Here is an 11,981-nt window from a genome sequence, read left to right on the forward strand (position 1 = left end):
TCATGGCCGTCACCGCCACAGAGGTCGCCGTCCTCGACGTGACCGAGACCCCGGCAGCGAGCAGGCGCAGGTTCCGCTTCCTGCGCGGCCGCAAGACCGTCGTCGGACTCGGCATCCTGCTCTTCTTCGTCCTGATCGCCGTCGTCGGACCGTGGATCGCCCCGTACGACCCCGACACGATGAGCAACGAACTGCTCCAGCCGCCGTCCGGCTCCCACTGGTTCGGCACCACGCAGACCGGCCAGGACGTGCTCTCGCAGATCCTCGTCGGCACCCGTGGCGTCCTCGTCGTCGGCTTCCTGGCCGGGATCATCGCCACGATCCTGTCCGTGCTGATCGGTGTCAGCGCCGGCTTCCTCGGCGGCACCGCCGACGAGGTGCTCTCGCTGCTGTCCAACGTCTTCCTGGTGATCCCCGGACTGCCGCTGATCATCATCATCGCCAGCTTCGTCTCCGACACCGGCGACCTGCTGATCGCCGCCGTCATCGCTCTGACCTCGTGGGCCTGGGGCGCCCGGGTACTGCGCGCCCAGACGCTGTCGCTGCGCCGCCGCGACTACGTCGAGGCGGCCCGCGCCACCGGCGAGTCGACCTGGCGGATCATCTTCTTCGAGGTGATGCCCAACCTGACCGCCGTCATCGCCTCCGGCTTCGTCGGCACGGTCATCTTCGCGATCCTCTCCGAGATCACCCTCGCCTTCATCGGCGTCGCCGACATCTCGAACTGGAACTGGGGCACCGTCCTGTTCTGGGCCCAGTCCAACCAGGCCCTGGCGCAGGGCGCCTGGTGGTGGTTCGTCCCGGCCGGGCTCTGCATCGCCCTGCTCGGCATGTCGCTGGCCCTGATCAACTTCGGCATCGACGAGTTCGTCAACCCGCGCCTGCGCACCGAGACCGGCGGCTCCAGGAAGGTCCGTATGCGCGTCGGCTTCACCCCCGTGGCCCGTACCGGCACGTCCAAGAAGGAGCCCCGCTCATGAGCGAGCCCGTCCTCACCATCAGCGGCCTCAACGTGGACTACGGGACCGGCGCGGCCGCCGTGCACGCGCTGCGCGACATCGACCTCACCCTGCACCGCGGCGAAGTCCTCGGCCTCGCGGGGGAGTCGGGCTCCGGCAAGTCCACGCTGGCCTACGCCGTCACCCGGCTGCTCTCCCCGCCCGGTGTGATCACCGGCGGCGAGGTCCACTACCACCAGCGCGACGGCGAGGCGCTCGACCTGCTGACCCTGTCGGCGCCCGAGCTGCGCGCCTTCCGCTGGCAGGAGCTGTCGATCGTCTTCCAGGGCGCGATGAACTCCCTGAACCCGGTCCACACGGTCCACAGCCAGCTCACCGACGTACTCCAGGCCCACCGCCCGGACATGAAGAAGGGCGAACGGACCGCGCGGGCCAAGGAACTGCTGAACCTCGTCGGCATCTCCGCCGACCGGCTCGGCGCCTACCCGCACCAGCTCTCCGGCGGCATGCGCCAGCGCGTCATGATCGCGATGGCTCTCGCCCTGGAGCCCGAGATCGTCATCATGGACGAGCCCACGACGGCGCTCGACGTCGTCATGCAGCGGCAGATCCTGCGCCAGCTGGTCAGACTCCGCGAGGAACTCGGCTTCTCCGTCGTCTTCATCACGCACGACATCTCCCTCCTCATCGAGTTCTCCGACCGGATCGCGATCATGTACGGCGGACGGATCGTCGAGGAGGCCGGCGCCTCCGACATCTACCGCGACCCCCGCCACCCGTACAGCGACGGGCTGCTGCACTCCTTCCCCGCGCTGCACGGCCCCCGCCGCGAGCTCAGCGGCATCCCCGGCTCGCCCCCGCACCTGTCCGCGATGCCGGCCGGCTGCGCCTTCCACCCCCGCTGCGCCAAGAAGGTCGACGGGTGCGACACCCACGTCCCGGTACTCGCCGCGCCTGACGGGGACGGCTCCCGCTCGGTGGCCTGCTGGCTCCACAAGGAAGCCCCGGCCCCCGCAGTCGCCCGCCCGTAGCGACGTACGCACCGCACACCACAGGAGAACCATGAACCTCGTCACCCCCCAGGCCTACGCCCGTGAGATCGCCGCCCAGGCCGTACCCGGCCTGCCCGCCGACTTCCGCTGGGGCGTCGCCACAGCCGCCTACCAGATCGAGGGAGCGGCGGCCGAGGACGGCAGAACGCCGTCCATCTGGGACACGTACTGCAGGGTGCCGGGCATGGTCGTCCGCGGCGAGAACGGCGACGTGGCCTGCGACCACTACCACCGGATGCCCGAGGACGTGCAGCTGATCGCGGACCTGGGCGTCGACACGTACCGCTTCTCGCTGGCCTGGCCCCGCATCCAGCCCGGCGGCCGCGGACCCGCCAACGCCAAGGGCCTGGACTTCTACAAGCGCCTGGTCGACGAGCTGGACGCCAAGGGCGTCACCCCGTGGATCACGCTCTACCACTGGGACCTGCCGCAGGAGCTGGAGGACGCGGGCGGCTGGCCGGCCCGCGACACCGCCCACCGCTTCGCCGAGTACGCCGCCCTCGCCCACGACGCCCTGGGCGACCGGGTGAAGCACTGGACCACGCTGAACGAGCCGTGGTGCTCGGCGATGCTCGGCTACGCGTACGGCAACCAGGCACCCGGCCGGAAGAACCTCGGCGAGGCGATCCACGCCGTCCACCACCTGCTGCTGGGCCACGGCCTCGCCTCCCGGTACCTGCGGGAGCAGGCCGCCGCCCGCGGCAACGAGCTCGAACTCGGCATCACCCTCAACCTCGGCACCGCGACGCCCGCGACCGACAGCCACGAGGACGCCGAGGCGGCCCGCCGCGCCGACGGACTCGGCGCGCGCCTCTACCTGGACCCGGTCGTCAAGGGCACCTACCCCGAGGACATCGTCGCCGACCTCGCCGTCCAGGGCATCGAACTCCCGGTCCAGGACGGTGACCTGGAGATCATCTCCACCCCGCTGGACGTCCTCGGCGTCAACTTCTACCGCGGCTCCCTCTTCTCCGGCGTGACCGAGGACGGTGCGACGACCGACGCCGACGGCCTGCCCGTCACCCGCGTCGTCGAGCGCGACCTGCCCCGTACCGCCATGGACTGGGAGATCACCCCCACCGCCCTCACCGACCTGCTCGTCCGTCTGGAGAAGGACTACGGTCTCCCGACGGTCATCACCGAGAACGGCGCCGCCTTCGACGACACCGTCTCGGCGGACGGCGGGATCCACGACGCCGACCGCACCACCTATCTCGCCGACCACATCGCCGCCGTCGCCGCCGCCCGCGCTCAAGGGGCCGACGTCCGGGGGTACTTCGCCTGGTCGCTGATGGACAACTTCGAGTGGTCCTACGGCTACGACAAGCGATTCGGCATCGTCCGCGTCGACTACGACACGCAGGTGCGGACGCTCAAGGACAGCGCCAAGTGGTACCGCGACACCATCCACCTCACCCGCAACGCGTAGGGCCTGTCCGGCGGCGCCCACGCGCGGGGCCGCGCAGCCCCATTGACACGAACGGGAGCCCCACCGTGCCCTCTCGTACGACTCTGGCAGCCACCACCGCCGCTCTGATCGCCCTCGCCGCCCCCATGGCCTTCGCCGCCCCGGCCCCCCGGCCGGCGGCGCAGGCCGCGGCATGGGACACCGACCGGGCGGCCGCCGCCCACGCCGCCGACCCAGGCGCCGTCACCGCGTCCGGCAGTGAGAACGACGCCACAGGACCCGGGGCCGCCGCGGACGGCGACGGCGCCACCCGCTGGGCCAGCAATTTCGCCGACGACGCCTGGATCCGGGTCGACCTCGGCTCGGTCATCCGGATCGGCCGGGTCACCCTGGACTGGGAGGCCGCCTACGGCAAGAAGTACGTCCTGGAGGTGTCGAGGAACGGCACCGACTGGACCGCCTTCTACACCGAGGACGACGGCACCGGCGGAACCGTCACCGCGCACACCTACCCCCAGGAGGCCACCGGCCGCTACGTCCGGATGCGCGGCATCCAGCGCGCCACCTCCTGGGGCTACTCCCTCTACTCCTTCAAGGTGTACGGAGGGGAACAGGCCCCCGCCTCCACGACCCGTACCAACCTCGCCCTGAACCACCCCGCGTACGGCAACCTCTACCAGCACGCGGGCAATTCACCGGCCTTCGTCACCGACGGCGGCCGGCCGGCCGACCTCAAGGCGGACCAGTCGCGCTGGTCCAGCGACTGGAACGCGGACCGCTGGGTCGGCGTCGACCTCGGAGCCACCTCCACCATCGACACCGTCGACCTGTACTGGGAGGCGGCCTACGCCGTCGACTACCGGATCCAGGTCTCCGACGACAACCGCACCTGGCGCACCGTCCACCAGCCCTCCGCCGCCGACGTCGCCGCCCGCCGCGCCGATGTGAAGGCGCCGGGCGAGGCGGCCGGCCGCCACGACACCGTCACCCTGCCCACTCCGGCGACCGGCCGTTACGTCCGGATGCTGGGAGTGGAGCGCCGCTCCTTCTACAACCCCGCGCCCGCCACCGCCCAGTTCGGCTACTCCCTCTACGAGTTCCAGGTCTGGGGCACCGGAGGCAGCGCGGACGCCGCCTACCCGGCCCTGCCCAAGAACCCCGGCGGCGCGTACAGCACCACGTTCTTCGACGACTTCACCGGCTCGGGCCTGGACCGCTCCAAGTGGCGGGTGGTGCGCACCGGTACGGAGATGGGCCCCGTCAACGGGGAATCGCAGGCCTACGTCGACTCGACGGACAACATCCGCACCGAGAACGGCGCCCTCGTCCTGGAGTCGAAGTACTGCAAGGGCTGCACCCCGACGCCCAACGGCACCTTCGACTTCACCTCCGGCCGGGTCGACACCAACACCAGGTTCGACTTCACCTACGGCAAGGTCAGCGCCCGCATGAAGCTGCCGGTCGGTGACGGCTTCTGGCCCGCCTTCTGGATGCTGGGCAGCAACGTCGACGACCCGTCCGTCTCCTGGCCCGGCTCGGGCGAGACGGACATCATGGAGAACATCGGCTACGGCGACTGGACCAGCTCCGCCCTGCACGGCCCCGGCTACTCGGCCGACGGCAACATCGGCAGGCAGCAGACCTACCCGAACGGCGGCCGCGCCGACGAGTGGCACACCTACGGCGTCGAGTGGACGCCCGAAGGCATGACGTTCACCGTCGACGACCGGGTCGTCCAGACGACCTCCCGCCAGAAGCTGGAGTCCACCCGCGGCCAGTGGGTCTACGACCACAACCAGTACGTGATCCTCAACCTGGCCCTCGGCGGCGCGTATCCCGCAGGCTGGAACAAGGTCACCACGCCCTACTGGGGCCTGCCGCAGTCCAGCGTCGACCGCATCGCCCGGGGCGGCGTCAAGGCGGAGATCGACTGGGTCCGCGTCGAGCAGAAGAAATAACAGGACCGCCCCCCCCAGAAGTAACAGGACCACCACCCCCCCCAGAAGTAACAGAACCCCCGCACCTCCAGGTCACACCCGCACCCCGCGCGCGGCACGGCATCCGCACCCCCGAGCCGCGCGCGGCCACCGCACCGAGGAGCCGCACATGCCACCGCGCACCCGTCACCGGGCGAGACCCGCGACAGCCGCACTGGCCGCCGCCACCGTCCTCGCCGGCCTGCTCGCCGGGGCCGTTCCCAGCGCGGCGGCGCCCGCCGCAGCCGACGAACCGGCACCCGTCGCCATCGACCGCTTCGAGGGCGAGGTCCCCTTCGCGAACCAGCCCGCCGAGGGCATCTTCACCTGGGGCGGCGACGCCGACGACCCGCCCACCCTGTCCATCGAGGAGCGCGCGGACGCCCCCGAGGGCACCAAGGTCCTCGAAGGCACCTTCGACATCAGCGGCTACGGCGGCCTCAGCCACGACTACGCCGCCGACCAGCCCGCCCACGACTGGTCCGCCCACAAGGGCATCCGCTTCTGGTGGTACGGCCAGAACACCGCGCCCCTGCCGCCCGGTTCGGGCAGGAAGATCAGCTTCGAGATCAAGGACGGCGGCGCCCACGGCGAGGCCTCCGAGCTCTGGACCACCTCCTTCACCGACGACTGGGAGGGCTGGCACCAGGTCGAGATCCCGTTCGCCGACTTCACCTACCGCGGCGACTACCAGCCCGTCGGCGGCATCGACCAGGTGCTCGGCCTCGACGAGATGTGGGGCTACGCCCTCACCCTGCCGCCCGGCGCCCCCGGCAGGTTCGCCATCGACGGCATGGAGCTGTACGGGAAGGCCGACGCGGCACTGAAGGCGAGCGTCGTCACCGACGCGGCCGTGCACCCCGTCAAGCAGGGCGCCACCGCCGACATCGACCTCTCCGTCGCCACCACCGGTTCGCTCCCGCTGGACGAGCCCGTCACCGTCGCGTACGAGACCAAGGGCGGCAGCGGGGCGTCCGGCACCGACTACACGCCGGTCAGCGGCACGTACACCTTCCCCGCGGGCACCGCCTCCGGCACCACGCACCGGGTCTCCGTCACCACGCGGAAGATCGCGGGGGCCGCGTCCGCGAAGACGGTCCCGCTCGAACTCACCGTCACCGGAGCCAAGCCGCCGAAGGAGAACCCGCAGGTCGTCATCGACGCCCACGGGCTGCCCTACCAGAACCCGAAGCTGCCGGTGAAGCAGCGGGTCGCCGACCTGCTCGCCCGGATGTCGCCCGCCGAGAAGGCCGGCCAGATGACGCAGGCGGAGCGCAACGCGCTAGCCTCGCAGGGCGACATCGCCACGTACGACCTCGGCTCGCTGCTCTCCGGCGGCGGCTCCGTACCCACGCCCAACACGGCCGCGGCCTGGGCGAAGATGGTCGACGCCTACCAGCTGCGCGCCCAGGCGACCCGCTTCCAGATCCCGCTGATCTACGGCGTGGACGCGGTGCACGGCCACAACAACGTGATCGGCTCGACGATCATGCCGCACAACGTCGGCCTCGGCGCGACCCGCGACCCGAAGACCGTCGAGAAGACCGGCGCCGTCACCGCGAACGAGGTGCGCGCCACCGGCATCCCGTGGGACTTCGCCCCCTGCCTCTGCGTCTCGCGCGACGACCGCTGGGGCCGCGCCTACGAGGCGTACGGGGAGGACCCGGCACTCGTGGAGTCCCTGGAGACGGTGATCCAGGGCATGCAGGGCGCCGCGTCCGGCAAGGACCTGGACCGCAACGACAAGGTGCTGGCCACCGCCAAGCACTACGTCGGCGACGGCGGCACGGAGTACGGCTCCTCGACCACCGGTTCCTACCCCATCGACCAGGGCGTCACCAAGGTCACCCGGGAGGAACTCGAAGCCGTCCACCTCGCCCCGTTCACCGAAGCCGTCAAGCGCGGTGTCGGCACGGTCATGCCGTCGTACTCCTCGCTCGACATCCTCGGGGACGACGAGGGCCCGGTGAAGATGCACGCCAACGCCGAGATGATCAACGGTGTGCTGAAGGACCGGATGGGCTTCGAGGGCTTCGTCATCAGCGACTGGCAGGCGATCGACCAGATCCCCGGCGACTACGCGAGCGACGTCCGCACCTCGATCAACGCCGGACTCGACATGATCATGGTGCCGACGGCGTACAAGGACTTCACGAGGACGCTCCAGGACGAGGTCACCGCGGGCCGCATCACCCAGGCCCGGATCGATGACGCGGTGTCCCGCATCCTGACGCAGAAGTTCAGGCTGGGCCTCTTCGAGAAGCCGTACGCCGACACGTCCAACCTCGACAAGGTGGGCTCGGCCGAGCACCGCGCCGTGGCCCGCGAGGCCGCCGCCAAGTCCCAGGTGCTGCTGAAGAACGACGGCGGTGTGCTGCCGCTGAAGTCCACGCAGAAGGTGTACGTCGCCGGCTCCAACGCCGACGACATCGGCAACCAGGCCGGCGGCTGGACCGTCAGCTGGCAGGGCTCGTCCGGCAACATCACCCCGGGCACCACGATCCTGTCGGCCATGAAGAAGGACGCCGACTCGGTCACGTACTCCAAGGACGCATCGGCCGCCACGGACGGTTACGACGTCGGCGTCGTGGTCGTCGGCGAGACCCCGTACGCGGAGGGCATCGGCGACGTCGGCAACGGCCACGACCTGGAGCTGTCCGCCGCCGACAAGGCAGCGGTCGACAAGGTCTGCGCCGCGATGAAGTGCGCCGTCCTGATCGTCTCGGGCCGCCCGCAGCTCATCGGCGACCGGCTCGACGGCATCGACGCCCTGGTGGCCTCCTGGCTGCCGGGCACCGAGGGCGACGGCGTGGCCGACGTGCTCTTCGGCAAGCGCGCCTTCACCGGTCAGCTGCCGGTCACCTGGCCGAAGTCCGAGTCACAGCTGCCGGTCAACGTGGGCGACGCGGCGTACGACCCGCAGTTCCCGTACGGCTGGGGCCTCACCACGCTGAAGAAGCCCCCCGCCGGCGGCGAGCTCACGCTCGGCGCACTCGCGCTGGCCGCCCAGGTCGCGGAGAAGACCGGCCTCGGCCGGACGGACGTGGGCCGCACCATCGTCGGCCAGGCCCGGCTGCTGGTCCAGCAGAAGATCGACGGAAAGCTGACGGAAGCGGTGTCCAAGCCGTTCGCCGATGCGGACCACCTGCTGCTCACCGGTGACCTGACCGGCGCGGTGGCGAAGCTGAGGGCGGCGTACCGGGCCGCCTGACCGACGGTGCGGGCGGGTGGGCGGCGCAGATTCCGCCCACCCGCCCGCAACGCATTTCTCACCCATGTGGGTTAGCTTCGAAGTATGCGGAACAGACCGTTCCCGAACTTCCTGGTCCCGGCGTTCCTGGCGGGGCTTCTCCTCCTGCTGTCGGCGGCCGCGCTGCTCCTGGCCCCCGCCGCACCGGCCGCGACTGGCGCAACCACGGTCGACGACGTCGCCCAGGCGCTGCGCAGGAGCCCGGTGTACGTCGATCCGGCAGCGGCCGGCCAGCTCTCCCGGAACCAGGCCGACGCCCTGACGAAGAAGATCAAGGACGCCGACAAGCCGGTCTTCGTGGCCGTGCTGCCGCAGACCTCCGCCTTCCCCGAGGACAGCGTGCTCCGCACCCTGCGCACCGACACCGGTATCACCGGCGTCTACGCGATCCGTCTCGGCGACGGCTTCAACGCCGGCGCCGACCCGCAGGTGATGTCCCAGCAGGCGGTCCAGAACCTCACCGCGGCCGTGAAGGCACCCGGCGCGGACACGTCCGCCGCGACCCAGCTGAACGCGTTCGTCGACCGGGCCGTCGAACAGGCTCGGGGCAGCGCCCCCAGCTCCTGGAGCGGCACGTCCTCCGGCAGCAGCTCGGCCACCGCCGGCCTGATCGCGGTCGGCGCGGTGGTGGTCCTCGGCGGCGCGGGGGCGTACACGATCGTGCGCCGCAACCGGAAGCGCAAGGAGGCCGAGGAACAGGCCGCCCTGGACAAGCTCCGGGTCGTCGTCGACGAGGACATCACGGCGTACGGGGAGACCCTGGACCGGCTCGACTTCCACCCCGCGGAGGCGGGCGCCGACGACACGATGCGCGCGGACTACGAACGCGCCCTCGACTCCTACGAGAGCGCGAAATCCCGGATGGAGCACGCGCGGCACCCCTCGGACGTGCGCGGGGTGACCCAGGCGCTGGAGGACGGGCGCTACTCGCTCGCCGTCCTGGACGCCCGCCGCACCGGCGGTGAACTCCCCGCCCGCCGCCCGCCCTGCTTCTTCGACCCGCGCCACGGCCCCTCGGTCGCCGACGTCCAGTGGGCCCCGTCGGGCGGCACGGCCCGCGAGGTCCCGGTCTGCGGCGCCGACGAGATACGGGTGCGCGACGGCGAGGACCCGATGAGCCGCACCGTCGACATGGGCGACGGCAGCAGGCGCCCCTACTGGGAGGCCGGTCCGGCCTACGGCCCCTGGGCGGGCGGCTACTTCGGCGGTGGCCTGCTCCCGGGCCTGCTGGTCGGCACGATGCTCGGCTCGATGCTCTCCACCCCGGCGTACGCGGCGGAGTACGGCGGCGGCGACTTCGGCTCGGGCGGCGACTTCGGCGGCGGTGACTTCTCCGGCTCCGACTTCGACTCGTCCGGCTTCGGCGGCGGCGGATTCGGCGACGGTGGAGGCGGCGGGTTCGGCGACGGCGGCGGCTTCGGCGGCGGCGGGGATTTCGGGGGCGGCGGCTTCTGAGGACGGGCCGGGGCTTTTCCGCGTACGCGGTGAAGTGCCCCGCGAGGACGGGCCCGGCCGAGCCCCCACCACCGGTCCACGGACCGGTGGTGGGGGCTCGGGGCCCGCTCCTGCGGCTGAGGTCAGCCGTCGATCTCGTACTGGCCGACCGTCCGGAAGTGCCGAAGGGCCTCGGGGCTGCCGTCGTCGAGGACCGCCTGGATCGCGTCGTACATGGCGTCGCTGATATCGGGGTTCGCCAGCATGCGGACGATGTAGACCGAGTCGTCCTCGGCCTGGGCGAGGCGGTACCCCGTCCACCGGAAGGAGCTCAGGGCTTCGGGGGTACCGGCGTCGAGGGTGGCGCCGGCCTCCTTGATGACCCTCTTGTCGCCGTTCTGCGTGGCCAGGAAGAGGATGCGGGCAACGGCGACGGAGTCGTCCTCGGCCTGGGCGAGGCGGTACCCCGTCTCCAGGAAGGTGCGCAGGGCTTCGGGGGTGCGGGCGTCCAGGAGGTCGTTGACCTCCTTGATCACCCTCTTGTCACCGTTCTGCGTGGCCACGCCGAGGATGCGGAAGACGGTGACGGTGTCGTCCTCGGCCTGGGCCGTGCGACAGCCCGTCTCCAGGAAGGCGCGCATGGCGTCCACCGTGCCGCTCAGGGCCTCGTTCGCCTCGCGCAGGACACCCCGGCCGGCGTTCGCGTCCGCGAGGATGTCCTGGATCGCGGCCCGGAGTTCGTCCTCCGTCATCTCGTCGACAGGGGTGCCGGAGTCGGACGGCGTGGCCGGGCAGGCCGTCGCCGGCGTGGGGGTGACGGGCGTGGTGGACGCGGCGGTGGTGGCCGGCGTGGACGCGGCGAAGGCCGGTGCGGTGAACAGGAGGGCGGGCGTCAGAGCGGCTGCGGCGATCAGCAGCGCAGCGCGGGTCGGTCTCATGGATGTGCCTCCAGGCTTTGGCGTGTCCGTCGGCATGAAGGATCCCCCCGTGGCCTACCGAGATCAACTCCGTTTGGCGGAAAGAAACCGTAGGCAACTGTTGCCGGACCCGCACCTGTTGGAAAAGGCCGGCAAGGGCGGCCGAGGCTGCTCGGGAGGCCGGGTCCGTCCGGCGCCCGATCGGGCCTTCCCGCGCGATGACGGCGAGTGATCGCGATGACTTCCGGGCGGCGTGGCAGTCTCACTTCCCGTACACCTGATCCGCGGTCCACGAGGAGAGAGTCACATGCGCATCGTCATCAGCGAGTTCATCAGCCTGGACGGCGTCGTGCAGGCGCCGGGCGGTGCCGAGGAGGACACGGACGGCGGCTTCGCCCACGGCGGCTGGTCGCACCCCTTCTTCGACCCGGAGGTGGTGGGCGGCGCGTTCGACAGTGCGATGAGCTCGGCCGAGGCGCTGCTCTTCGGCCGCCGCACCTGGCAGACGATGGCCGGGGCATGGCCCGAGCGGGCCGGGGACCCCTTCGCCGACCGGATGAACGCGATCGGGAAGTACGTCGTGACCGACACCCTGGGCGACGACGACCTGACGTGGAACAACACCGAGCGCATCCCCGGCGAGGAGTTCGCGGGACGGATCCGGGAACTGCGCGAGAAGGACGGCGGGAACCTGCTGGTCATGGGCAGCCCCACCCTCGTACGCAGCCTGCTGAGCGAGGACCTCGTCGACGAACTCCGGCTGGTGATCATGCCGGTGCTGCTCGGCGGGGGAAAGTCGATCTTCCCGGCGGACGGCGGCCTGCGCACACTGGAACTGGTCTCGCACACCACGAGTGGAGCGGGCGTGCAGGTGTGCACGTACCGCACGGCGGCGAAGGGGTAGAAGGGGTGCGGGGGACCAGCGGGTGCAGCCGGTCGGCCTCGAACCCTCCGCTGCGGATGAGTTCCAGGTCGGCGGCGGCCT

Annotated in this window: 8 protein-coding genes; 7 read left to right on the plus strand and 1 reads right to left on the minus strand. The window is 71.2% G+C overall.

Annotation, left to right across the window (positions count from 1 at the left end):
- The first annotated feature begins 2 nt into the window (after window positions 1-2).
- The 6 genes from ABT025_RS08140 to ABT025_RS08165 all read left to right on the plus strand — a co-directional run bounded on the left by ABT025_RS08140 (window position 3) and on the right by ABT025_RS08165 (window position 10,100).
- Window positions 3-980, plus strand: coding sequence for an ABC transporter permease (locus ABT025_RS08140; RefSeq protein WP_350991160.1), 978 nt, complete (start codon window positions 3-5; stop codon window positions 978-980).
- Window positions 977-1,990 (plus strand): ABC transporter ATP-binding protein, encoded by a 1,014-nt coding sequence (locus ABT025_RS08145; protein WP_350991162.1) that lies wholly within the window; start codon window positions 977-979, stop codon window positions 1,988-1,990. The genes ABT025_RS08140 and ABT025_RS08145 overlap by 4 nt, the downstream gene beginning before the upstream one ends.
- A 31-nt stretch (window positions 1,991-2,021) precedes the next feature.
- Window positions 2,022-3,440: a GH1 family beta-glucosidase gene (locus ABT025_RS08150; protein WP_350991164.1), complete on the plus strand. Its 1,419-nt coding sequence runs from the start codon at window positions 2,022-2,024 to the stop codon at window positions 3,438-3,440.
- A gap of 65 nt (window positions 3,441-3,505) precedes the next feature.
- On the plus strand, window positions 3,506-5,377 hold the full coding sequence (locus ABT025_RS08155; RefSeq protein WP_350991166.1) for a discoidin domain-containing protein: 1,872 nt from the start codon (window positions 3,506-3,508) through the stop codon (window positions 5,375-5,377).
- Between the two features lie 148 nt (window positions 5,378-5,525).
- Window positions 5,526-8,606, plus strand: coding sequence for a glycoside hydrolase family 3 protein (locus tag ABT025_RS08160; RefSeq protein WP_350991168.1), 3,081 nt, complete (start codon window positions 5,526-5,528; stop codon window positions 8,604-8,606).
- An 84-nt stretch (window positions 8,607-8,690) separates the two neighbouring features.
- The gene (locus ABT025_RS08165) at window positions 8,691-10,100 is read left to right on the plus strand and encodes a hypothetical protein (protein WP_350991170.1); all 1,410 of its coding nucleotides are present in this window, start codon (window positions 8,691-8,693) and stop codon (window positions 10,098-10,100) included.
- Between the two features lie 122 nt (window positions 10,101-10,222).
- On the opposite strand, the gene ABT025_RS08170 is transcribed toward ABT025_RS08165, so the two are convergent.
- Window positions 10,223-11,017 (minus strand): ALF repeat-containing protein, encoded by a 795-nt coding sequence (locus ABT025_RS08170; protein WP_350991172.1) that lies wholly within the window; start codon window positions 11,015-11,017, stop codon window positions 10,223-10,225.
- A gap of 286 nt (window positions 11,018-11,303) precedes the next feature.
- On the opposite strand from ABT025_RS08170, the gene ABT025_RS08175 reads away from it, so the two are divergent.
- Window positions 11,304-11,900 (plus strand): dihydrofolate reductase family protein, encoded by a 597-nt coding sequence (locus tag ABT025_RS08175; RefSeq protein ID WP_350991174.1) that lies wholly within the window; start codon window positions 11,304-11,306, stop codon window positions 11,898-11,900.
- Window positions 11,901-11,981 lie beyond the last annotated feature (81 nt).

The sequence above is a fragment of the Streptomyces sp. NPDC002809 genome, assembly GCF_040295435.1.
Lineage (GTDB): Bacteria > Actinomycetota > Actinomycetes > Streptomycetales > Streptomycetaceae > Streptomyces.